Source organism: Pseudomonas putida (genome assembly GCF_003228315.1).
GTDB classification, from domain to species: domain Bacteria; phylum Pseudomonadota; class Gammaproteobacteria; order Pseudomonadales; family Pseudomonadaceae; genus Aquipseudomonas; species Aquipseudomonas putida_S.
On record NZ_CP029693.1, the window covers coordinates 6,807,339 to 6,828,936 of the forward strand.

A 21,598-nucleotide genomic window follows, 5' to 3' on the forward strand; every position below is an offset into this window, starting at 1 on the left:
CCTGTAGGAGCGAGCCTGCTCGCGATGAGGTCATAACATTCAACATCAATGTTGCCTGACCCTCCGCTATCGCGAGCAGGCTCGCTCCTACAGAAAACCTTCAGCCCAGCTGTTCGGCCAGCCCGACAATAATGCCCTCGGGGCCACGGATGTAGGCGAGCCGGTACGCCGTCCCGTACTGCATCCGGCCAATGAGCTCCGCGCCATGGACCTGCATCCGCGCGACCACAGCGTCGATACCCTCCACGGCGAACATGATGCGCCGCAGCCCCAGGGTGTTCACCGGCGCGTCCACGGGGCCGAACCTGATGGCGTCTGGTGTGTGGAACTTGTCCAGTTCGACTCCTTGTCCGTCGGGGGTGCGCAGCATCGCGATCGTGGACCGCACGTCGCCGAGCCCTATGAGTCTCCCCACTTCAGACCCTTCAACCGTGGTCTGGCCCTCGAGCTTGAGGCCCAGTTCGATAAAGAACGCTTTTACCGCTTCGAGATCGTCGACGACGATCAGGACGTTGTCCATTCGCTTGATGGTCATGGCTCTTCTTCCAATGGTGTCGCGTTTCTGGGGGGAATGCCGTTCGGGTCGGATAGAGCTTAGTGCCCCAGAAGCAACCCACCGTTCCCGAACAGTGACCGGCGTCGGCAAGCACACCGGTCACCTTCATGGTCTTACTTTCCGATAGACACAATGGTGGCCTTGCCACCGTCTACCCGAAACGAAAACTTCACATGGTCACCGACTGTCAGGCCCTTGAGTTGGTCTTGCGTTGCGGAAAACGCCATGGTCATCGGCGGCCATTGCACGGCGGGGACAGCCCCGTGGGCGAGGGTCACCGTATGTTTGGTCGTATCCATCGCCTTGATGGTGCCTTCGGCTTGGGCAACCTGGGCCTGTGTTGTTTCCTGTTGCATGTCCATACCGTCCATTTTCATGCCCGGCATATCCTCTGCGTGGGCAGAGAGTGAAAGTGCCAATGCGCTACCGGCAACGGCGATCAGGGTCAGTTTCATGCGATTTTTCCTCGAGGGTTAACGGGTTCAACGATGAGATGCCGGCGACGCATCAAACGATAGGCCGCCGGGATGACAAACAGGGAAAGCAGGGGTGCGGTGACCATGCCACCGACCATGGGCGCGGCGATGCGGCTCATCACTTCGCTGCCGGTGCCGCTGCCCAACAGGATCGGCAGCAGGCCGGCAATGATCACCGCCACGGTCATGGCCTTGGGTCGAACACGCTGCACGGCACCTTCGCGAATCGCCGCCACCAGAGCGCGTTCGGAGCGGTCGCCGAGGTCTTCACGTTCGGCCCAGGCGTTCTTCAGGTAGAGCAGCATGATCACGCCGAACTCGGCGGACACCCCGGCCAGGGCGATGAAGCCGACGCCGGTGGCGACCGAGAGGTTGAAGCCCAGCAGGTAGAGAAACCATGCGCCACCCGTCAGGGCGAAGGGTAGGGTGGCCATGATCAGCAGGGCCTCGTCGAAGCGGGCGAACGTCAGGTAGAGCAATACGAAGATGATCAGCAGCGTGGCCGGCACCACCAGTTTGAGGCGTGCGTTGGCCCTTTCGAGAAATTCGAACTGCCCCGAGTAACTCAGGCTCATGCCGGGCTGCAACTTCACCTGTTCGTTGATGATCCGTCGCAGGTCACCGACCACCGAGGCAATGTCCCGACCTCGCACATCGATGTACACCCAGCCCGAAGGCCGAGCGTTTTCGCTCTTGAGCATCGGCGGACCGTCGTTCACCTTGACCGTCGCCACCGTGCCGAGGGTGATCTGACTGCCTGACGGCGTATAGATCGGCAATTGCTCCAGGGCGCCGACCGAGTCACGCCACTCTCGTGGGTAACGCACGTTGATCGGAAAGCGGGCGAGGCCTTCGATGGTTTCCCCGACGTTCTCACCGCCAATGGCACCGGCCACGATGGCCTGCACATCGGCGATGTTCAGTCCGTAGCGCGCGGCGGCCTTGCGGTCGATGTCCACGTCCATATAACGGCCACCGGTCAGTCGTTCGGCCAGCGCCGAACTGACACCTGGCACACCCTTGGCCGCGCGTTCGACCGCCTGGGTCGCGGCATCGATCTCTGTCAGGTTGCTGCCGGCGACTTTCACCCCGATGGGGCTCTTGATCCCGGTGGCCAGCATGTCGATACGGTTGCGAATCGGCGGTATCCAGATGTTGGTCAGCCCGGGAACCCGGACCACCCGATCCAGTTCTTCCACCAGCTTTTCCTGGGTCATGCCCGGGCGCCACTGGTCATGGGGCTTGAACTGGATGGTGGTCTCGAACATCTCCAGTGGCGCCGGGTCGGTGGCGGTTTCGGCACGACCGGCTTTGCCGAATACATGTTCGACCTCGGGCACGGTCTTGATCAGGCGGTCGGTCTGTTGCAGCAGTTGCGCGGCTTTCTGCGCTGACAATCCCGGCAGCGCCGACGGCATATAGAGCAGATCACCCTCGTCCAGTGGCGGAAGAAACTCGCCGCCCAAACGCGACATCGGCCAGAGCGCACTGACAAACACCAGTAGCGCCGCGAGCAATGTGATTTTCGGTCGGCGCAGGACGGCGTCCAGGGCCGGCTGATAGATCCGGATCAACCAGCGATTCAACGGGTTCTGTTGTTCACCGGGTATTCGCCCGCGAATCCAGTAGCCCATCAGCACCGGCACCAGGGTCACGGACAATCCCGCTGCGGCGGCCATGGCGTAGGTCTTGGTGAATGCCAACGGGCCAAACAGCCGTCCTTCCTGGGCTTCCAAAGTGAACACCGGAATGAACGACAGGGTGATGATCAACAGACAGAAAAACAGCGCCGGGCCGACCTCGGCCGCCGCTTCGGTCATCACCTGCCAGTGACGTTCACCCGTCAATGCCTCCCCGGGATGGGCCGCATGCCAGGCTTCGATTTTCTTGTGGGCGTTCTCGATCATCACCACGGCAGCATCGACCATCGCGCCAATGGCGATGGCGATCCCGCCCAGGGACATGATGTTGGCGTTGATGCCCTGGTAGCGCATGACGATGAAGGCCATCAGCACCCCGACCGGCAGTGAAATGATCGCCACAAGGGATGAGCGCAGGTGCCAGAGAAAGAGCCCGCAGACCAATGCGACCACGATGAACTCTTCGATCAGCTTGTGGCTGAGGTTTTCCACGGCGCGGTCGATCAGCTTGCTGCGGTCGTAGGTGGGGATGATTTCCACCCCGGCCGGCAGACTGCTTTTCAGTTCGTCGAGTCGGGTCTTGACCGCCGCAATGGTCTCGCGCGCATTCTTGCCGCTGCGCAAAATCACCACGCCGCCGACCGTCTCGCCTTCGCCGTCGAGTTCGCTGATGCCACGGCGCATTTCCGGTCCCAACTGGATCGTCGCGACATCGCCCAGGGTCACCGGCACGCCACCTGCGCCCAGCTTGAGCGGGATCGCCCGGAAATCATTGAGGGTCTTCAGGTAGCCGGACGCGCGCACGATGAACTCGGTTTCGGCCATCTCCAGCACTGCACCACCGGTCTCCTGATTGGCCTTGCCGATGGCTTCGCTGACTTGGGCCTGGGTGATGCCGAGGCTGGCCATTTTCAGCGGATCGAGCTGCACCTGATACTGCTTGACCATGCCGCCCACGGTGGCCACTTCCGCCACGTTGGGCAGGGTCTTGAGTTCGAACTTGAGGAACCAGTCCTGCAACGCGCGCAATTGCGCCAGGTCATGCGTCCCGCTGCGGTCTACCAGCGCGTACTGGAATATCCAGCCCACGCCCGTGGCGTCCGGCCCTAACGCGGGTTTGGCGTTGGCCGGCAAGCGGCTTTGTATCTGGCTCAAGTACTCCAGCACCCGCGAGCGCGCCCAGTACAGGTCGGTCCCGTCCTCGAACAGCACATAAACGAAGCTGTCGCCGAAGAAGGAATAGCCCCGAACCGTCCTCGCCCCCGGCACCGAAAGCATGGTGGTGGCCAACGGATAGGTGACCTGGTTCTCGACAATCTGCGGCGCTTGCCCAGGATAGGGGGTGCGGATGATCACTTGCACATCGGACAGATCCGGCAGGGCATCGATGGGCGTGCTCTGCACTGACCAGATGCCCCAGGCCGTGACGAACAGCGTGGCCAGCAGCACCAGGAAACGGTTGGCCACCGACCAGCGAATGAGGCGGGCGATCATGGCTGGCTCCCCGATTTTTCCAGGCGTTCGACACGCAAGCCATCGTCGGTCTGGCTCACGGCGATGCGCACTTTGTCGCCGCTTTTCAGGCCCTGGATCAGCGCCGGATTGGCCAGTGGGAAGGTCATCGTCATGCCCGGCATGCCGAGTGTCTTGAAGGGGCCGTGGGCGAGGGTGACTTCCTGCTCGCTGATCTCGACGATCTGCCCATCGGCCTCATGCAGGCTGTTGGTTGCCGGACCGGGTGCTGATTCCTCCGCCGAACTGGTGACGATGCCCTTGAGACTGGCCTCCGAGTCGAGCAGGAACTGGCCTGACGTGACCACCTTCTGGCCTTCTTCCAGGCCTTTCAGGATCGCAGTCTTGCCGTCGCTTTCCTGTCCGAGTTGCACCTCCACCGGGCGATAGCGACCGGCGTCTGCGGCGAGCATCACCAGGGCGCGTCGCCCGGTGCGAATCACCGCCTCGCTCGGCACCCACAAAACACTTTGAGCGGTCGAGCGGTTCAGGCGCACTTGAGCGGTCAAACCGGGCCTGAGGTGCCCGTCCGGATTGGGCAGCTCCACCCGCACACGAAGGGTGCGGCTGTCCGGATTGGTCTCGGGCAAAATCGCGCTGACCTTGCCGTTGAGCACTGTCCCCGGGAAGGCGGGCAGACGTGCTTCGACGGTCTGTCCCACGACGATCGATCCGGCATCCGCTTCCGGTACGGCCACCGCGAGCCAGACGCTACTCAGACCGTTGACCCGCGCCAGGGTCTCGCCGCTCGCCACGGTCATTCCCGTGCGTACGTCCAACTCTTGCAGCACACCGGCAATCGGGCTGGTGAGGGTCAGGTAGGGCTGGACCTTACCGCTACGTTCCACTTGCGCAATCAAGGCGGCCGGCATCCCGCTGAGCCGCAGTCGCTGACGGGCCGCCGCCAACAGCTCGGCATCGCCATTGCGCTTGAGCGCAAGGAACTCGGTCTGCGCAGCGGCCCATTCGGGCACCAGGACATCCGCAAGCGCCGCGTTGGCCTTGAGCACATCGCCGGGCGCGAGCGCGTAGACCCGCTCAACAAAACCTGTGGTGCGTGCCTGAACCACCGCCACATCACGTTCGTTGAACGCCAGGATCCCTGTCACATCGAGGCTGGAATCAAGGACACCGCGGGTGACGGTCGCATAACGCAGCCCCAGATTCTGGGTCAGGCCCGGATCGATGTTGACCGTCGCTTGATCCCCGGCATCGCTGGCGTATCGAGGCACCAGTTGCATGTCCATGAAGGGGGATTTGCCCGGCTTGTCGAATTTTTGCTGCGGGTACATGGGGTCGTACCAATACAGCGCCTTGCGTTCCTGCGACGAATCGAGGCGCTGTTCTGGAGCGTTGACCGGATCGGCGCCTGTTCGCTGTTGAGCGAACCAATAACCTCCCGCAATGCCCAGCGCCAGCGAGATCCCGGCCAGCCATGGCCCATTCCATTGTTTAAGGTTCATAGGCTGGACTCCCCATAAGCAAAATGCAGGCGCGCACTGCTCAGCGCGCGCTGCTCTTCCACGTCGATCTGTTTGAGACGGGTTTCGATGAGCTCGCGCCGGGCGGCCACCACGGCGTTCAAGTCGCCACTGCCGGCGCGATAACCGGCCATGCTCAGCTCGACCTTTTCCCTGGCCAGCGGCAACAGGCTGTCCTGGTAGCGGCGCACGGCACGATCGAGGCGCGCATAGTCGGCCAGTTCGTTTTCCAGTTGCTGGGTGTGCTCGCGGGACAGGGCTTCGCGCTCTGCCTCCAGCTGGCTGAGTTCAGCCTGTCTGGCAGCGATTTTCGGGTCCTGGCGGGTGCCGGGAAACAGCGGCAGGTCCCAGGAAAACTGCACGCTGACCATGTCGCCGAACTCGCGGCCACGACGCTGGTAATCCACCTCCCAGCTCCAGTCCGACTGTTTCTCCGACACGGCTTCATTAACCTTGGCTTGCGCTTCGCGGGTCATCGGCGCGAACGCGGCCAGCTCGGGATGGTGTTGCAGTTTGTGGCCGTAGCTGGCGGGGTCGACCGGCCATTCAGGCAGGCGGCCCATGGGCTTGTCGTTGGCGGCTGGGCCAATCCAGCGCTTGAGGGCCGCTCGTGCCTGGGCTCTCTGCAGCGTCAGATCGTCCTGTTGTTCAGCCAGCAGCGCCGCTTCCTGTTTGGGCGTCACGGCGTCGGCGGGTTGTGCGCGACCGCCGGCGATTTGCGCGCGGACGGTGTCACTCAGCAGGCGATTTTCCTTGTAGAAGTCCTGGAACAGCGCGTCTTTTCGCTCAACGGAATAGCTGCTGATCCAGGCCAGCGCAGTGGACTGGCGTACCTTCAGCCGTTCGACCCGACGCTCCGCCGCCGCGCGGTCAATAGCGGCATCGGCTACCTCGATGCGCGCCTTGCGCTTGTCGCCGTTGGGCATCTCTTGCCTGACCCCAACCATCTGCATGGTCATGAAGTCCTGGTCGATGCTCCAGCGATCCGGACCACCCACGGGGTAGTTCTGCACCCCCAGCAGCAGCTTGGGGTCGGGCAGTTCACCGGCGGGAATGGCGGCGCTGCTGGCCGCCTGGATTTTTGCGTCTTGTGCGGTCAGTGACGGCGCGTTGTTTTCCGCCAGTCGCAACGCTTCATCGAGGGTCAAGGCGCTGGCGAAGCCGGGCAATGCCAATACGCTTGCCAGCAGGCCGGCCACGAGCGGCCCGCCTGTGCAATAGCACTTGCAGTTCATGTTCAAGATTCCTGTAAATCATCCACTGCACGGGTCAAAAGACACGCGCGCAGCCAGTCCATCCCGCTAACGTGGAATGAGGCTCAAGGTCGGACAGGAATCAAACGCGGGGCGGTCGCCAGACGCCGGACGGGGTCTGTACGGGCAGGGAATCGCTGAAAAAGGAAGTCGTCACAGGGCTGAACAGGGTGACAGCTGGCTTGAAGATCGACACTTGCAGCATGCTGCCTGCCTTGCACTCCTGGCCCGGCTTGCAGGGTTTGCCGTGCTCGACGGGGCTTTTCATGTCGTTGCAGCAGTCCATCCCCATGTCATCCATCATCGCCATGCCCATGGTCTTCATCGGGCAAGGTTCTGTCGGTGCCTGAACGCCCGCCATCCCGCTGAGGGGAAGCGCCAGGCTGATCAGGAAGATGAGACAAAACCGCAGGTAGCGTTTCATGGGCTGGAGTCTAGTCGCTGAAATTTGCCCATACAATTGGGCGGGTGCAAAAACGGTCTGCAAGTGCTTCAGGTGGGCGATCACACCGAAGGCGGATTAAGCCAGCATTACAGGCATTCAACCCAAGCTCGTCACCCGCCGGAGGAGGGCGATTGTCAGAAATGGGTTGTCTTATACATATGGATATCCGTATATTTGTTTATCCATATGTAACAGGTCCCCGGCATGCTCACCCCTCCGGAAGTCTTCAAAAGCCTGGGCGACGAAACCCGCGCCCGCGCCACCTTGCTGATCGCCCACCAGGGCGAGCTTTGCGTCTGCGAACTGATGTGTGCCCTCGACGACAGCCAACCCAAGATCAGCCGCCACCTCGCGCAACTGCGCAGCAGTGGCCTGCTGCTCGATCGCCGCCAGGGGCAGTGGGTTTACTACCGCCTCAATCCGGACCTTCCCGCCTGGGTGCACGAGATGCTGCAAGTGACGTTGCAGGCCAACGCCGTGTGGCTGCAGAACAACGCGTCCCGCCTGCAGCACATGGATGGGCGTCCTGTCCGTGATGCGGCCTGTTGCTGAACCCTGAATGAGTGAGTCTTCAATGCTGGTCGCTGTCGCTGTTTTCGTGTTCACCCTCATTCTGGTCATCTGGCAACCCAAGGGGCTCGGCGTGGGCTGGAGCGCCACGATTGGCGCACTCATCGCCCTGGCGGTGGGCGCGGTGTCGTTGCAGGACATTCCCACGGTGTGGGCCATCGTCTGGAACGCCACCGCCACGTTCATCGCCGTCATCGTCATCAGTCTGCTGCTGGATGAAGCGGGGTTCTTCGAATGGGCGGCGCTGCACGTGGCGCGCTGGGCCCATGGCAGCGGCTACCGGTTGTTCGCGTTCTGCGTGCTGTTGGGAGCGGCGGTCTCCGCGCTGTTTGCCAATGACGGCGCGGCGCTGATCCTCACGCCCATCGTCATGTCCATGTTGGTGGCGTTGCGCTTTTCCCCGGCCGCGACGCTGGCCTTCGTCATGGCCGCCGGCTTCATCGCCGATACCGCCAGCCTGCCGCTGGTGGTGTCCAATCTGGTGAACATCGTCTCTGCCGACTACTTCGGCCTGGGCTTCGCCGAGTACGCCTCGGTGATGGTGCCGGTGAACCTGGCCAGCGTCGCCGCGACCTTGCTGGTGCTCTTTTTGTATTTTCGGCGGGATCTGCCGCAACGCTATGCCGTCGAGGTACTGCCGGAGCCTGCGTCGGCCATTCACGACCGCGCCACGTTCATCGTTGGCTGGTGGACGTTGGTGGTGTTACTGATCGGTCTCTTCGCCCTGGAACCATTGGGCATTCCCATCAGCGCGGTTGCGTCGGTGTGCGCCGCAATCCTTTTCGCGGTCGCCGCGAAAGGCCACAAGATCTCCACTCGCCGCGTGTTGCGCGAAGCCCCGTGGCAGGTGGTGGTCTTCTCCTTGGGCATGTACCTGGTGGTGTACGGCCTGAAGAACGCCGGGCTGACCGATGCACTCACCCACGTACTCGACCGCCTGGCCGAACAGGGGCTGTGGAGCGCCGCCATTGGCACCGGCCTGTTGTCCGCGCTGCTGTCGTCGGTCATGAACAACATGCCCAGCGTGTTGATCGGCGCACTGTCCATTCAGGCCAGCGGGGCAGAGGGGCTGGTGCGCGAGGCAATGATCTACGCCAACGTCATCGGCTGCGACCTGGGCCCGAAAATCACCCCCATCGGCAGTCTTGCCACGCTGCTCTGGCTGCATGTGCTGGAACGCAAGGGCATGCGCATCACCTGGGGTTACTACTTCAAGGTCGGCATCCTGCTAACCCTGCCGGTTCTGTTGATCACCCTCTCGGCGCTCGCTTTGCGCCTGAGCCTTTGATGTCCGCCGAGGCGGAAGGAGTACCCATGCGAGTCCTGTTCATGTGCACGGCCAACAGCTGCCGCAGCATCCTTTCCGAAGCCATGTTCAACCACCTGGCACCCCAGGGAGTTGAAGCGGTGAGCTCCGGCAGTTTTCCCAAGGGGCAAGTGCTGCCCCGCAGCCTGACCACGCTGCAACAGGCCGGCATTTCCATCGAAGGCTTGAGCAGCAAGGGCAATGACGCCTTCGAGGACAACTTGCCGGATATCGTCATCACCGTGTGCGACAAGGCGGCCGGTGAAAGCTGCCCGGTGTATTTCGGCCCGGCGCTGAAAGCCCATTGGGGGCTGGAAGATCCTTCCGACGTGGTGGGTGACGAAGCGACGGTCGACGCCGCGTTCCGCGCCACGCTTTCGCACATCGAACAACGCTGCAAGGCTTTCCTCGCGCTGCCCTTCAGCAGTCTCGGCCGTGATGAACTCAAGCGTGAGCTGGACCGTATCGGCGCTCTCTGAGCAGGAGGACCTATGTCAGAGCAACTGCCTAACCTTGACCTTTCCCTGATCGACGACACGCAGATCGCGCCTCGCCCGGGCGAGCACAAACCGCGCATCCTGTTGCTGTACGGATCGACCCGCGAGCGATCGTTCAGTCGTTTGCTGGTCGAAGAGGCCGCGCGTCTGCTGGAGCACTTCGGTGCCGAAACCCGCGTCTTCAACCCCTCCGGGTTGCCATTGCCTGACGACGTACCGGTGGATCATCCCAAGGTGCAGGAACTGCGCGACCTGGTGTTGTGGTCGGAAGGCCAGGTCTGGTGCTCGCCGGAACGCCATGGCGCGATGTCGGCCGTGTTCAAGGCGCAGATCGACTGGATCCCCCTGGCACTCGGCGCCATTCGCCCGACCCAGGGCAAGACGCTGGCGGTGATGCAAGTCTGCGGTGGTTCGCAGTCGTTCAACGTGGTCAATCAACTGCGGGTGCTGGGGCGCTGGATGCGCATGTTCACTATCCCCAACCAGTCCTCGGTGCCGAAGGCGTATATGGAGTTCGACGAAGCTGGCCGAATGAAGCCCTCGGCGTTCTACGACCGAGTGGTGGACGTGATGGAAGAACTGGTCAAGTTCACCTTGCTGCTGCGTGACCGCCAGGACTTTCTGGTGGATCGCTACTCGGAACGCAAGGAAAGCGCTGAACAGCTGATGGCGCGGGTGAATCAGCGTTCGATTTGAGGTCTGCATCTTTCGGGATGTGCGGAAAAAAAAAGCGCTCAGTCGGCAACGACGAGCGCTAAAACCCGGCTTCGGAAAGGAGGTACCAGAACCGGGGGTATAACTGTGATGCCCGATGCGCAGTTGAACTATCGCGATAGGTTGGCTGATTGACGGATCGATCCGTGTCAATCCATGGAGAAGTGGGCCCGCACATCCATCCCCGAACCATAGGCATTGCCAATATCAGCCACTCGGCGTTCATTGCGCTCGATCAGCCGATCCGAGCCACCTTCGGCGACACGGCGCTCGTTGCGCTCGATCAAGCGGTCCGAGCCACCTTCGGCGACACGGCGCTCGTTGCGCTCGATCAAGCGGTCCGAGCCACCTTCGGCGACATTGCGTTCATTGCGCTCGATCAGCCGATCCGAGCCACCTTCGGCAACACGGGTGGGGGCCGATCGGGGGCGGTTCTGTTGAACGGGGGCTGAAAGATCATCCGGGGCGCTATTTTCCCGGTTTCTCGTGATATTCGATTCAGCGTAACTTTCGACTGCATTAGCGTGCGTGGCGATAAAACCAGTTGCCGCAATAAAGGTAATGGCCATGGCCAAGTCGGTAGTTTTCATTTAGTTCACCCTAAATAATTGTGAGGTGCTGCCAATGAGTTTGCCAGACTGATCCGGACGCACTTTTACGTTCAACTGGTCGCTAACTTAAACGCCGTTATTCATGCGTATCTTGAATGGCTGTAACTGTCTTTATAATAGTCTTTTAATCGCTCATGTAACTTATGCTCGAGGATTGTTGGCAGGCATATTCGTATCGGTCACTAACCCCTAAGTATGGGTTTTTATTGATTTGCAGTGTTTAACTGGATGGGGAAATTAAAAGCCACTGTCACCGATCCAGGTGCAGTGGCTTTATTGCGAGGCTTTTTGGGCTTGATGACTCAGACAACAAGAATCGCAGAGCCTGTGGTGTGGCGTTCCTCGAGATCGCGGTGTGCATCTACCAGCTGTTCGAATGGGTAGACGTGGCTTGGCTCGACGTCGATCACCCAGGTTTCGATCGCGTGAAACAGGTCCCTGGCCGCGTCGGCCAGCTGTTGCGCGGTGGCGACATAGACCGGCAGGACCGGCCAGGTCAGGTTGAGTGATCGTGGCGCCAGCGCAAACGGGTCAATCAGTGGAGGATTGCCGGACGCTTTGCCGAACACGACGAGGGTGCCCCTGGGTTGCAGAACCGACAGCGAGTCGACAAAGGTGTCCTTGCCCACGGAGTCGAATACTGCCTTGACCCCGACTCCTGCGGTGATCTCCATGACCCGGGCGGCGAAGTTTTCCGTGCGGTAGTTGATCACGTGGGAGCAGCCCGCCTGCAGCGCGACGGCCATCTTCTCCTCGGAAGAGACGGTGCCGATTACACGGATCCCCAACGCCGAGGCCCACTGGACGAACAGCTTGCCGACGCCACCGGCGGCAGCGTGATACAGCACGGTGTCACCTGCCTTGAGCGTTACCGTTTCCTTGAGCAAGTAGCGCGCAGTCAGGCCTTTGAGGAAGCTGGACGCTGCCTGCCTGTCGCTGATGCCGGCGGGCACGAGGGCCACGCGGTCGGCGGGATAAACGCACAAGGTGCTATAGGCGCCGTGCACATCATCGGAATAGACAACCCGGTCCCCGACCTTGACGCGGGTGACGCCTTCACCCACGGCCTCGACCACGCCCGCCGCTTCATTACCGAGCACAGCGGGGAATGCGGGCACGGGAAAAGTCCCACGCCGGTAATAAACTTCCACGAAGTTCAAACCGATAACGGTATTGCGGATCAATATCTGGCCCGGGCCGGGGGAGGGTACTTCAATCTCTTCAAATACCAGAACTTCGGGTGGACCATAAGTATGGATGCGGGCTGCTCTTGCAGTATTGGACATGCTGATATTCCTTTTTTGCGGGGGCGCAGCCACTTGATTGATCAGTGGCGTCGTGGTTGAAACGATGGGTCGAGTTGTAAGTGTCGGGTGAATTATAAGATCTAACTTTGTGGTGATAATCGAGTCATCGGTGCACGGACTGTGCAGCCAGATTTGACAATCAACCACCAGTCATCGTGTTGCCAATGGGTGCGTTAAAACTCGGATTCGCCTGATAGATGACTAATACCTTCATATGATTCAACCAAACCTAAGTATCCAAAGAGGCCTGGCGGTATCTGGCACTATGGTGAAAGAGACAGGATTTCAGAGGCTTGGCCTATATCCATGTATTTGAAATCGACTACCGAGTTTAAGGACGACCCTTTGTGACGATCGACAGCGATGGATTCGAGCTATTGACGGTTTTTGTCTGCGTGGCCGATACGCGCGGTTTCACCGCCGCCTCGGTCATGATGGGCGTGAGCAAGTCGGCGGTCAGTCATGCGATCCGACAGCTGGAAAAAAGGGTGGGCGTGCGATTGTTCAACAGAACCACGCGCAGCGTCGGCCTGACCGAAGCGGGCGTCGCGTTCTACGGCAAGGTCGCGCCGCTGGTCAGGGAGCTCAAAGGCGCTTTCAGCGATTTGGCCCAGGTGGCCGACATACCTTCAGGCACGTTGCGCCTGACCATGTCTCGCAGCGCCTATGTCATGTTCCTGGAGCCCATGCTGCCCAGGTTCCTGGCGTCCTATCCGGATATCAACCTGGACATCGGCATCGAGAGTCGGTCGGTGGACATCGTCAATGACGGTTATGACGCGGGCATCCGGGTGGACCGAATTCTGGAACAGGACATGGTGACCGTCCCTTTGGGCACCGACATCCGCATGGCCGTTGTCGCATCACCGGACTACGTCGCTCGCCATGGCATCCCGCAAGTCCCGGTGGATCTGTTGCAGCATGACTGCATCCGCTACAACAGCGCGGTCACCGGGGCATATGAACGCTGGGTATTTTCACGGGAAGGCCAGGACGTTGAAATCGATACCAGGGGGCGCATTTCCAGCAATGACGGCATGACCATGCTCAAGGCCGCGCTCGATGGTTGCGGCTACGCCTATTTCTACGACCGTTATGTTCAGGATCACCTGGCCGACGGTCGCCTGGTCCGGGTGCTGCAGGACTGGAGCCCCAAGCGCAGCCTGTCACTGTATTATTTCACGCGTAGCGCAATGCCGCAAAAGCTGCGGGTGTTCATCGATTTTCTGAAGCAGCACGAACACCATCGTCACAGCACAGGTTTCGATCATGTGGAGGGTGTGGCAGGCGTTCTTGCGCCACGTTAGTGCCGTGGCGGCCTTGATCCGCAAGTCAAGGCTGATTCTCCAGCACGGGCAGGGCAATCGAGAACACCGCTCCGCCGAGTTCGTTGCTGGTCGCCCAGATTCTGCCGTCGTGAAACTCGATGATGGAGCGACAGATCGACAAGCCCATGCCCAGCCCTTCGGTCTTGGTGGTGAAGAACGGCTTGAACAGCGACTCCATCGCTTGCGCGGTAATGCCGACGCCGCAATCGCGGATCTCCAACATGGCTTCGTTGCAATGCACCCATGTACGGATCTTCAGGATCCGGGAACGTGGATCGATCTCGGTCATCGCCTGGCAAGCGTTGATGATCAGGTTGAGGATCACCTGTTGCAGTTGCACACGGTCAGCACTGACGTAGGTCACCGCCACATCCAGTTCAACCCGCAGCTTCACATGGCTGCGGCTGAGTTCGTATTGCACTAGCCCCAACGTGTCACTGACCAGTTCGTTGAAGGATTCGCACCGGCGCTCCGGGTCGCAGTTACGGGACAGTGTCCTGATTCGCCGGATGACTTCACTGGCGCGGATCGAGGCGCTGATCATGCGGTCGAGCGATAGCCGGATTTCGGTCAGGTCCGGCTCGCTGCGATCGACCCAGCGCAGGCCGGCTTCGCCGCTGGTCCTGATGGCTGCCAGGGGCTGGTTGACCTCATGGGCGATAGAGGCGGCCAGTTCGCCCAGCGACGTCACGCGCGACGCGTGGGCCAGTTGCGACTGGGAACGGAACAGCGCGTTCTTGGCTTCCTTCGCAGCCGTCACATCCATCACGGCGCCGAGGTATTCGAAGCCGTCGTGTTGAGTCTCCAGCGGGTTGGCGATCAGGTGGATGTGCTTGATGCGTCCATCGGGCATGACCAGTCGATGCTCGACCTCCAGGCGCGGCACATGGTTGGACGCCTGTTCGAAGATGCTTTCGGCCAAGTGTCGATCCTCAGGGTGTGTGCGCTCCAGAATCTTGAGCATCGTCGGACGCTCGTGGGGTGGGTATTCGAAAATCCTCGCGGCCTCCGCCGACCAGAACAGCTCCGAGCGCCCGACCCGGAAACCCACGCTGCCCACCTGGCTCAGCCGTTGTGCACCTTCCAGGTACGCCTCGTTGCGACGCAAGGTGTCCGACAGAAGTTTGCTGCGCACGGCCAGGAAAGTGATGGCCGACAGCGAAACGATGCAGCGCACATAGGCGCCTATCGCCTCGGTGTGCAGATAGTCCTGATCGACAATGAAAATCACCGTCAGGATAAACAGACACGCCAGGGCAACAACGATGACGATACGGATCGAAAACACATTGGCCGACATCAAGACCAGGGTCACATAAAGCACGGTAGTTGCCACACTCAAGTCGGTGACGAACTTGAAGAGGACAACGAAACAGGCGACCGATAAAGCAACCAGCAGGGCGACCGTATCAATCTGAAGATAGGATTTTTTCAGTGTCAGTGGCGTCATGAACTTGTCCGGCTTAACGGGTGAAAGAAATGGGCCGTGGCGCAAGCAAGGCTTCTGAGGAGCTATATGAGATCGGTTGTGCGGTGTGGCCGACGGTCCGCAGCGAACCTTGATGGAGACTACCGAGTTAGGGCGATGCTCGGTCATGCTAGAGGGGCTTGTTGAAAAGATAATCAGCTGACGGTGATACAGGCTGTCGCGACAGATTGCACAATGGATCGGGCTACCTGCAGTTGCCCGTTTCATGGGGTTTGTGTGGGGCGTTGGCCGTGAACAGATGGCGATTCCAGAGTGACAGGAGGCCCTGGCTCAATACCTGGCTTGAAGCTATACCGAAAGGGTCCGGAGTGGGGGATGGACCACAGGCTCGGTTAGCGGCTGAGGAGAACTTCGCGGTGTCGAATGAGCTGGTCATACGCAACATGACCCGTGCCGAGCTGGACGGGCTCGTCGATTGGGCTGCCCGCGAGGGCTGGAATCCCGGCGTTCACGATGCCGAGCTGTTCTGGGCGACGGACCCTGAAGCCTTCATCGCGGCGTCCCTGGGTGGCGAGTTGATCGGCGGTGGTGCCATCACCTCCTACAACGGCGAATTCGGGTTCATGGGGTTCTTCATCGTCCGGCCTGAGTATCGCGGTCAAGGTCTGGGCAATACCCTCTGGCATGCACGCCGCGATCGGCTCCTTGGCCGGCTGCGCCCAGGCGCGAGCATCGGCATGGACGGTGTCTTCGCGATGCAGGACTACTACGCCAAGGGTGGTTTCGTCTTCTCCCATCGCAACCTGCGTTTTCGTGCCGAAATCACGGAACGCCCGGCGACCTCGCCGGCAGACGACCAGGACATCGTCCCGTTGGCCAGCTTCCCTTTCGATCAGGTTGCCGATTACGACCGCACCTGCTTCCCCGCCCCGCGCGAAACCTTCCTGCGCGGGTGGATAGCCCAAGCTGACGCACTCGCCGTGGGTTGCCGGCGCGAGGGCAGGCTAAGCGGTTATGGCGTGGCAAGGCGCTGCCGGGAAGGCTGCAAGATCGGCCCCTTGTTCGCCGACGACGCCCAGGCCGCCAATGCCCTCTACGCACGCCTGGCGCAATTTGCACAAGGTGGCCCGCTGTATCTCGATGCCCCGGAGAACAACCCCGCCGCGATGGCACTCGTGCGCCGGCAGGGCATGGTCGAGGTTTTCGGCTGCGCCCGCATGTACCTCGGCCCGCTTCCGGCAATCGCGCACGAACGGGTGTTCAGCGTCACGACCTTCGAGCTCGGCTGATGGCCACTCGCGATCTGATCGGTTATGGCGGCCGCCCACCGCACCCGCGATGGCCCGGTGATGCGCGTGTCGCGGTCCAGTTCGTGCTCAACGTCGAAGAGGGCGCGGAGTCCTGCATCCTCAATGGCGATGCACAGTCCGAGGCCTGGCTGCACGAGCTGCCGGGCCGCCCGCCGCGTGTGGGCGAACCGGACTTGAGCGTCGAGGGCATGTACGAATACGGATCGCGCGCCGGTGTGTGGCGCATTCTGGAATTGTTCAGCGCCCGAGGTTTGCCACTGACTGCCTTCGCCGTCGGCCGGGCACTGGAGCTCACCCCGGCGATTGGCCATGCGCTTTGCGCGGCCGGGCACGAGATTGCCGGGCATGGCTACCGTTGGCTGGACTATCGCGACATGCCCGAAGACCAGGAGCGGCAACACATTCGCCTCACCCTCGACGTGATCGAGCGGATCTGCGGTAAACGCCCCGTGGGTTGGTACACCGGCAGGGTCAGCCAGAACACCCGCCGCCTGTTGCGCGAGGAGGGTGGGTTTCTCTACAGCTCGGACGCTTATAACGATGATTTGCCCTATTGGCTCCCGGGCTCACCGGCCCACCTGGTGATCCCTTACACACTGGTCAACAACGACGCCCGCTATCTGCTGCCCAACGGTTTCTCCTGCGGCGAAGACTTCTTCCAGTTGCTCAAGGATGCGTTCGACCTGCTGTGGGAGGAGGGTGCGCACCACCCGAAGATGATGAGCGTCGGCCTGCATGGGCGCATCAGCGGCCATCCGGGGCGTGCGATGGCGATGGCGCGCTTTCTAGATTATGTGCAAGGCCACGACAAGGTGTGGATCTGTCGGCGGGAAGACATTGCCAGGCACTGGATGGCCCGATTTCCTGGGTGAGTGGCAAGTGGTGCGTGACGGATGGGGTACGCGGGCGTACCTGTTCGATGTCGGGTTGGATGAGGGGGTGTTGCACGGTCTTGGCGAGGAGCGTCTGAGCATCTGGTTTCAACACCTGTTTCGCTGCTCGGGATTAGCCGGTAGCGACCTGAATCTGTCGCCGGCGACGGGCAGATAGCGGCTAGAAACGGTTATTTCGTGCGCCCACACATGCAGGGTCGATTCACAAGATTCTCGACAGTCAATTCGAAATGGACAAACTCTCTTGTCGCGCTATGGTCCATTGATGCTCGATTCAGTTACACACTGAGGCAGAGGAATGGACTTCACTCATAGCTTCATGCAGGTTTGGGATGCTCTTCGCTGGTTTATCCCGCCTTTGCTGCTAATCGGTCTACTGCAATTACGCTGGGTCAAGGGACACATCGGCGAGCTCCTGGTACGGCTGGTTGCCAGATGTCGACTGGACAAGCGAATTTACCGCCGCATGCACAACATCACGCTGAATACGATCGATGGCACCACCCAGATTGACCACGTATTTCTGTCTCCCTACGGCGTTTTCGTTGTGGAGACCAAGAATAAAAGTGGCTGGATATTCGGTAGCGAAAGGCAATCGCAGTGGACACAGAAGTTGTATAAAAAGACATTCACGTTCCAGAACCCACTACGGCAGAACTACAAACATCTCAAGGCCCTGCAGACCACTCTCGGCGTAGAACTTGAACATCTGCACTCGGTTGTCACTTTTGTTGGCTCAAGCACCTTCAAATCTGTGATGCCCGAAAATGTCACCCAGGGTAGTGGCTTCATTCGTTACATCAAGTCATTCAAGCAGCAGGTATTCACTGAGGCTGAAGTTGAAGCACTTGTGCAAGCGCTGCAAAGCGGCCGGCGCCCGCCAAGTCTGGCCACCCACCGTGAACATGTACAAAACCTCAAGCGCCGCAATGATCCAACAGCCGAGCGCAAGTGCCCCAAATGCGGCAGTGCATTACTCATTCGTACCGTGAAGTCCGGCCCGAACGCGGGGCAACAGTTCTGGGGCTGTTCGATGTTTCCCAAGTGCCGAGTGACGCAGAAGTTGTAGTGGGCGCATGAGTAAGGGTCGGCAGACAGGGCCGATTTCGGTCAGAGACGGACACCGAGTATTAACAGATTCCAGGGCGACTCAGGCATGTCACTCAGACGCCGATGATCCATCCTGTACGGGACCCGGTGATGGTGCTCAGTGTCTTGTTGTTTATAGATAGCACCATAATCAAGTTAAAGAGTGGGCTTTGCTCATTCTCCGTCCTACGCTTCAACCGTTATGACCTCGAACTAACGCGATCAAGAAGGGCTTGCTATGAACTCACTCATCATCAAAACGATGCAGTTTATTGCGCTCCTGAACATCTGGCTGTACATGTTACTGGGGCTTGCTGGTGGTGTTGTAATTGCACATTTTCTTGATACCGGTTCCGGCGTAACCCTGAAGCTTGGCGCGACAACCATCTCGATTGCACCACCTGGGTCCTATCTATTGTTTGGGTTCGTGGGGCTGATTCTCATGTTTTTGTTCGCCGTTCCTTTTTATGCGTTGTGGGTGCTGATGTATACGAACCACCAACTACTCAGACAGATTGAGAGGAATACCGCAACAATAGCTAATGCCGCAATTAATGCGGACAATCATCAAAGTAACGTATCTCCTATTGATGACTGCCTAAGAGCAGACCCAAGGCCCCGATAACAAGCAAGAACTCTGCGAGGTATATTCGTTTCCAGCAGCGAGTGATTACTGTCTGTTTTGGGTCGAAAACTTCTGGCCCTGTTTGGCTGATTTCGACCACAAGCGAACGCTTGATTAGCTCAATTCTCAGCTACTAATTGGAGCCTTCACCCCATCGTTTTTTTTGGTTCTGAAGCAAGCAGGGGGCAGTATTCAACCACCCCCCGCCCAGTTGCCTAACCCCGCACGAAAGCGAGCAAGTCCGCATTGATGGTATCGGCGTTCGTCGTAGGCATACCGTGCGGGAAGCCCGCGTAGGTTTTCAGCGTGCCGTTCTGCAGGAGTCGGGCTGACAGGAGCCCGGAGTTTTCATAGGGCACGATCTGATCATCGTCACCATGCATCACCAGCACCGGGATCTTGATGCTCTTCAGATCATCGGTGAAGTCGGTCTGGGAGAAGGCGACAATCCCGTCGTAGTGGGCCTTGGCGCTGCCCATCATGCCCTGGCGCCACCAATTGAGGATGGTGCCCTCGGACGGTTTGGCGCCCGGGCGGTTGTAGCCGTAGAAAGGTCCAGCCGGAACGTCATGGTAGAACTGGGCGCGGTTGGCTTTGAGCTGGGCCTGCAAGTCATCGAAAACCGACTTCGGCAAACCTCCCGGGTTGTTCGGGGTCTGGACCATCAGCGGTGGTACGGCGCTGATGATCACCGCCTTCGACACGCGGTCCTCGCCGTGGCGTGCGATGTAATGGATGACTTCACCACCGCCGGTGGAGTGGCCGACATGGACTGCGCCCTGCACGCCAAGATGGTCGACCACCGCCGCGACGTCATCGGCATAGTGGTCCATGTCGTGCCCGTCCCACACCTGGCTGGATCGCCCGTGACCGCGCCGGTCGTGTGCAACCACCCGGTAGCCGTTGGCCAGGAAAAACAGCATCTGCGCATCCCAGTCGTCCGAGCTGAGCGGCCATCCGTGATGAAAAAAGATCACTTGGGCATCGCGTGGCCCCCAGTCTTTGTAAAAGATCTCAACACCGTCCTGCGTCGTGACATAACCCATGTTCGCATCTCCCGAGTGAAGTGGAGGGCATGACCCATCGTGTTCTGATCGTGACCCTTTGCGTTTTCGCCCGCCCCTGAATGCCATGGCGTTTCAGCCACGCGTTCGCCGCCAATTCACTTTAGGTTTAAAGTCAACTTCAAGGTCAATGGCATTGGGGAGCGGAACATGAGAATAGGCGAACTGGCGAAAATCACCGGGCTGGCGACTTCACGCATCCGTTTTTACGAAGCGAGCGGCCTGATCAAGTCTGTCGCGCGAAAGGCCAACGGGTATCGGGACTATGCGCCTGATACGGAGTGGGTGCTGGAGATCATCACGGGCGCCCAGGCCGCCGGTTTTTCATTGGAAGAGATCCGGCAATTGCTGCCGATGAATGCCAACGGCTGGAAGCATGAAGAGCTGCTCGGCGGGCTCAGGCGCAAGGTCGAAGAGATCGAAATCCTCCAGCGACGGCTGGCCGAGAATAAAGCGCAACTGTTGCTGGTGATCGAGGGCGTTGAAAGCAAGCCCGAAGGCATGGGGTGCGTGGATAACACCCAGTTGTTGCTGCATCGCCTGCGCGAGAAAGGTGTGGCGCCGCGTTAGCAGGATGGCTGGTCCGCTACGTTTGCCTTTCCCGTGTCTGAATGTCGGGACGGGAACTTCAACGCACGGGCCAGGTCGATGGGGGCCCTGAGTCGTAAATGCCGAATGGCATCGTGGCCTGTTTTGTGGCAGTGCCGTGCGAGATCTGTCGAGTCCGTCCCCTGATGCCAACCAAAAGTCTTCTATCGGCTCTCATCCTGGCGCTCTGCGCTATGGCGTCGTCCTGTTCGATGGCTGCCGAGCGAAGCGCAACCGCGCAAAGCAACAGTGCCTCCACCGCCCTGATCGAAACCGCCTCGCGACAGTATGGAAACGGCCAACTGGACCAGGCCGCTGCCACGCTGGAGCGCGCCCTGCATATCCAGCCGAACAATCCGGCGACGCTGCATTACCTCGGTGTGTTGCGGCTGCAACAGGGGGATTACCAGCAGGCGGAAACCCTGGCGGCGCGTTCGAACCTGCGGGTAGGGCGCAACGTTGCATTACGCAACCGCAACTTCCAGTTGATCCAGGCGGCGCAGCAGGCCCGGGCGTCAAACGACCCGCCCAAGGCCGGCGAGCGTCTGGTTGCCGTTCAGGAGGGGCTGGAGGAAGAGGTTAAACAGCGTCGTGAAGCAGAGACGTCCGCTGCCGTACCCGTTACCTCGAAGACGCTGCGTGAGACGGGCGCCTTGACACTCGAACCGGCGCAACCGGTAGCGATCCCGCCCACAACGGACACTCCGCCTGTCGAACGGAACATGCAATTGGCTGCCGTCCAGCCCGAGCCGGTGGCGATACCCCGCGGTCATTGGCCACCGCCGGGCAAATGCCGAATCTGGTTCCCCGATCGCCCGCCGGGGCATCAACCCAAACCCCGCAAATGCAAGAAGCTGATGGGGCGGGTGCCGGCGGGGGCGTATTTGGTGAGAGGGTGATTGGG

The 21,598-nt window shown here is 60.3% G+C and carries 21 protein-coding genes; 11 read left to right on the top strand and 10 right to left on the bottom strand.

All coding sequences use genetic code 11. The features are described from left to right. Positions 1–100 precede the first annotated feature (100 nt). The 6 genes from DKY63_RS31855 to DKY63_RS31880 all read right to left on the bottom strand — a co-directional run bounded on the left by DKY63_RS31855 (position 101) and on the right by DKY63_RS31880 (position 7,342). The gene (locus tag DKY63_RS31855) at positions 101–535 is read right to left on the bottom strand and encodes a VOC family protein (RefSeq protein ID WP_110967774.1); all 435 of its coding nucleotides are present in this window, start codon (positions 533–535) and stop codon (positions 101–103) included. Positions 536–669: 134 nt separating this feature from the next. Further along, the gene (locus DKY63_RS31860) at positions 670–1,011 is read right to left on the bottom strand and encodes a copper-binding protein (RefSeq protein ID WP_110967775.1); all 342 of its coding nucleotides are present in this window, start codon (positions 1,009–1,011) and stop codon (positions 670–672) included. Next, the gene (locus tag DKY63_RS31865; protein ID WP_110967776.1) at positions 1,008–4,166 is read right to left on the bottom strand and encodes an efflux RND transporter permease subunit; all 3,159 of its coding nucleotides are present in this window, start codon (positions 4,164–4,166) and stop codon (positions 1,008–1,010) included. Before DKY63_RS31865 ends, DKY63_RS31860 begins: the two co-directional genes overlap by 4 nt. Further along, positions 4,163–5,647: an efflux RND transporter periplasmic adaptor subunit gene (locus tag DKY63_RS31870; RefSeq protein ID WP_110967777.1), complete on the bottom strand. Its 1,485-nt coding sequence runs from the start codon at positions 5,645–5,647 to the stop codon at positions 4,163–4,165. The genes DKY63_RS31865 and DKY63_RS31870 overlap by 4 nt, the downstream gene beginning before the upstream one ends. Next, on the bottom strand, positions 5,644–6,900 hold the full coding sequence (locus DKY63_RS31875; protein WP_110967778.1) for a TolC family protein: 1,257 nt from the start codon (positions 6,898–6,900) through the stop codon (positions 5,644–5,646). Before DKY63_RS31875 ends, DKY63_RS31870 begins: the two co-directional genes overlap by 4 nt. Before the next feature lie 100 nt (positions 6,901–7,000). Continuing rightward, positions 7,001–7,342 (bottom strand): hypothetical protein, encoded by a 342-nt coding sequence (locus tag DKY63_RS31880; protein ID WP_110967779.1) that lies wholly within the window; start codon positions 7,340–7,342, stop codon positions 7,001–7,003. 225 nt (positions 7,343–7,567) lie between these two features. On the opposite strand from DKY63_RS31880, the gene DKY63_RS31885 reads away from it, so the two are divergent. The 4 genes from DKY63_RS31885 to arsH are packed head-to-tail and all read left to right on the top strand — an operon-like array spanning position 7,568 to position 10,432. Continuing rightward, positions 7,568–7,915: a metalloregulator ArsR/SmtB family transcription factor gene (locus tag DKY63_RS31885; RefSeq protein WP_110967780.1), complete on the top strand. Its 348-nt coding sequence runs from the start codon at positions 7,568–7,570 to the stop codon at positions 7,913–7,915. A gap of 22 nt (positions 7,916–7,937) precedes the next feature. Then, a complete protein-coding gene (locus tag DKY63_RS31890; protein WP_110967781.1) occupies positions 7,938–9,221 on the top strand; it encodes an arsenic transporter in 1,284 nt (427 codons plus the stop codon). A gap of 26 nt (positions 9,222–9,247) precedes the next feature. Then, positions 9,248–9,718 (top strand): arsenate reductase ArsC, encoded by a 471-nt coding sequence (locus tag DKY63_RS31895; protein ID WP_110967782.1) that lies wholly within the window; start codon positions 9,248–9,250, stop codon positions 9,716–9,718. 12 nt (positions 9,719–9,730) lie between these two features. Further along, the gene (gene arsH, locus DKY63_RS31900) at positions 9,731–10,432 is read left to right on the top strand and encodes an arsenical resistance protein ArsH (protein WP_110967783.1); all 702 of its coding nucleotides are present in this window, start codon (positions 9,731–9,733) and stop codon (positions 10,430–10,432) included. A 167-nt stretch (positions 10,433–10,599) separates the two neighbouring features. Here the strand turns inward: arsH and DKY63_RS31905 are convergent, their stop codons facing one another. Beyond that, positions 10,600–11,040, bottom strand: a complete 441-nt coding sequence (locus tag DKY63_RS31905) for a phage infection protein (RefSeq protein WP_110967784.1) — start codon at positions 11,038–11,040, stop codon at positions 10,600–10,602. A gap of 323 nt (positions 11,041–11,363) precedes the next feature. Beyond that, positions 11,364–12,347, bottom strand: a complete 984-nt coding sequence (locus DKY63_RS31910) for a quinone oxidoreductase family protein (RefSeq protein WP_110967785.1) — start codon at positions 12,345–12,347, stop codon at positions 11,364–11,366. 368 nt (positions 12,348–12,715) lie between these two features. On the opposite strand from DKY63_RS31910, the gene DKY63_RS31915 reads away from it, so the two are divergent. Continuing rightward, entirely contained in the window at positions 12,716–13,675 is a 960-nt protein-coding gene (locus DKY63_RS31915) for a LysR family transcriptional regulator (RefSeq protein ID WP_110967786.1), read from the top strand. Between the two features lie 25 nt (positions 13,676–13,700). Here DKY63_RS31915 and DKY63_RS31920 read toward each other — a convergent pair whose 3' ends face one another. Next, positions 13,701–15,146, bottom strand: a complete 1,446-nt coding sequence (locus DKY63_RS31920) for a sensor histidine kinase (RefSeq protein WP_110967787.1) — start codon at positions 15,144–15,146, stop codon at positions 13,701–13,703. Between the two features lie 395 nt (positions 15,147–15,541). On the opposite strand from DKY63_RS31920, the gene DKY63_RS31925 reads away from it, so the two are divergent. The 4 genes from DKY63_RS31925 to DKY63_RS31940 all read left to right on the top strand — a co-directional run bounded on the left by DKY63_RS31925 (position 15,542) and on the right by DKY63_RS31940 (position 19,042). Then, positions 15,542–16,414, top strand: a complete 873-nt coding sequence (locus DKY63_RS31925) for a GNAT family N-acetyltransferase (protein WP_110967788.1) — start codon at positions 15,542–15,544, stop codon at positions 16,412–16,414. Further along, on the top strand, positions 16,414–17,307 hold the full coding sequence (gene puuE, locus DKY63_RS31930) for an allantoinase PuuE (RefSeq protein WP_110967789.1): 894 nt from the start codon (positions 16,414–16,416) through the stop codon (positions 17,305–17,307). The genes DKY63_RS31925 and puuE overlap by 1 nt, the downstream gene beginning before the upstream one ends. A 319-nt stretch (positions 17,308–17,626) precedes the next feature. After that, positions 17,627–18,397, top strand: coding sequence for a nuclease-related domain-containing protein (locus tag DKY63_RS31935; RefSeq protein ID WP_110967790.1), 771 nt, complete (start codon positions 17,627–17,629; stop codon positions 18,395–18,397). A gap of 258 nt (positions 18,398–18,655) precedes the next feature. Next, the gene (locus tag DKY63_RS31940; RefSeq protein WP_110967791.1) at positions 18,656–19,042 is read left to right on the top strand and encodes a hypothetical protein; all 387 of its coding nucleotides are present in this window, start codon (positions 18,656–18,658) and stop codon (positions 19,040–19,042) included. Positions 19,043–19,257: 215 nt separating this feature from the next. Here the strand turns inward: DKY63_RS31940 and DKY63_RS31945 are convergent, their stop codons facing one another. Next, positions 19,258–20,088: an alpha/beta fold hydrolase gene (locus DKY63_RS31945; protein ID WP_110967792.1), complete on the bottom strand. Its 831-nt coding sequence runs from the start codon at positions 20,086–20,088 to the stop codon at positions 19,258–19,260. 168 nt (positions 20,089–20,256) lie between these two features. On the opposite strand from DKY63_RS31945, the gene DKY63_RS31950 reads away from it, so the two are divergent. Further along, positions 20,257–20,676: a MerR family transcriptional regulator gene (locus DKY63_RS31950; protein ID WP_110967793.1), complete on the top strand. Its 420-nt coding sequence runs from the start codon at positions 20,257–20,259 to the stop codon at positions 20,674–20,676. Between the two features lie 164 nt (positions 20,677–20,840). Then, entirely contained in the window at positions 20,841–21,593 is a 753-nt protein-coding gene (locus DKY63_RS31960; protein ID WP_110967794.1) for a tetratricopeptide repeat protein, read from the top strand. Positions 21,594–21,598 lie beyond the last annotated feature (5 nt).

Excerpts from the sequence above, each read along its gene's own strand:
- DKY63_RS31935 (WP_110967790.1), top strand. The coding sequence starts at position 17,627 with ATGGACTTCACTCATAGCTTCATGCAGGTTTGGGATGCTCTTCGCTGG.
- DKY63_RS31870 (WP_110967777.1), bottom strand. The coding sequence starts at position 5,647 with ATGAACCTTAAACAATGGAATGGGCCATGGCTGGCCGGGATCTCGCTG.
- DKY63_RS31945 (WP_110967792.1), bottom strand. The coding sequence starts at position 20,088 with ATGGGTTATGTCACGACGCAGGACGGTGTTGAGATCTTTTACAAAGAC.
- DKY63_RS31895 (WP_110967782.1), top strand. The coding sequence starts at position 9,248 with ATGCGAGTCCTGTTCATGTGCACGGCCAACAGCTGCCGCAGCATCCTT.
- DKY63_RS31960 (WP_110967794.1), top strand. The coding sequence starts at position 20,841 with ATGCCAACCAAAAGTCTTCTATCGGCTCTCATCCTGGCGCTCTGCGCT.
- DKY63_RS31880 (WP_110967779.1), bottom strand. The coding sequence starts at position 7,342 with ATGAAACGCTACCTGCGGTTTTGTCTCATCTTCCTGATCAGCCTGGCG.
- DKY63_RS31905 (WP_110967784.1), bottom strand. The coding sequence starts at position 11,040 with ATGAAAACTACCGACTTGGCCATGGCCATTACCTTTATTGCGGCAACT.
- DKY63_RS31890 (WP_110967781.1), top strand. The coding sequence starts at position 7,938 with ATGCTGGTCGCTGTCGCTGTTTTCGTGTTCACCCTCATTCTGGTCATC.
- arsH (WP_110967783.1), top strand. The coding sequence starts at position 9,731 with ATGTCAGAGCAACTGCCTAACCTTGACCTTTCCCTGATCGACGACACG.
- DKY63_RS31860 (WP_110967775.1), bottom strand. The coding sequence starts at position 1,011 with ATGAAACTGACCCTGATCGCCGTTGCCGGTAGCGCATTGGCACTTTCA.
- DKY63_RS31875 (WP_110967778.1), bottom strand. The coding sequence starts at position 6,900 with ATGAACTGCAAGTGCTATTGCACAGGCGGGCCGCTCGTGGCCGGCCTG.
- DKY63_RS31865 (WP_110967776.1), bottom strand. The coding sequence starts at position 4,166 with ATGATCGCCCGCCTCATTCGCTGGTCGGTGGCCAACCGTTTCCTGGTG.
- DKY63_RS31940 (WP_110967791.1), top strand. The coding sequence starts at position 18,656 with ATGAACTCACTCATCATCAAAACGATGCAGTTTATTGCGCTCCTGAAC.
- DKY63_RS31950 (WP_110967793.1), top strand. The coding sequence starts at position 20,257 with ATGAGAATAGGCGAACTGGCGAAAATCACCGGGCTGGCGACTTCACGC.
- puuE (WP_110967789.1), top strand. The coding sequence starts at position 16,414 with ATGGCCACTCGCGATCTGATCGGTTATGGCGGCCGCCCACCGCACCCG.
- DKY63_RS31920 (WP_110967787.1), bottom strand. The coding sequence starts at position 15,146 with ATGACGCCACTGACACTGAAAAAATCCTATCTTCAGATTGATACGGTC.
- DKY63_RS31910 (WP_110967785.1), bottom strand. The coding sequence starts at position 12,347 with ATGTCCAATACTGCAAGAGCAGCCCGCATCCATACTTATGGTCCACCC.
- DKY63_RS31855 (WP_110967774.1), bottom strand. The coding sequence starts at position 535 with ATGACCATCAAGCGAATGGACAACGTCCTGATCGTCGTCGACGATCTC.
- DKY63_RS31885 (WP_110967780.1), top strand. The coding sequence starts at position 7,568 with ATGCTCACCCCTCCGGAAGTCTTCAAAAGCCTGGGCGACGAAACCCGC.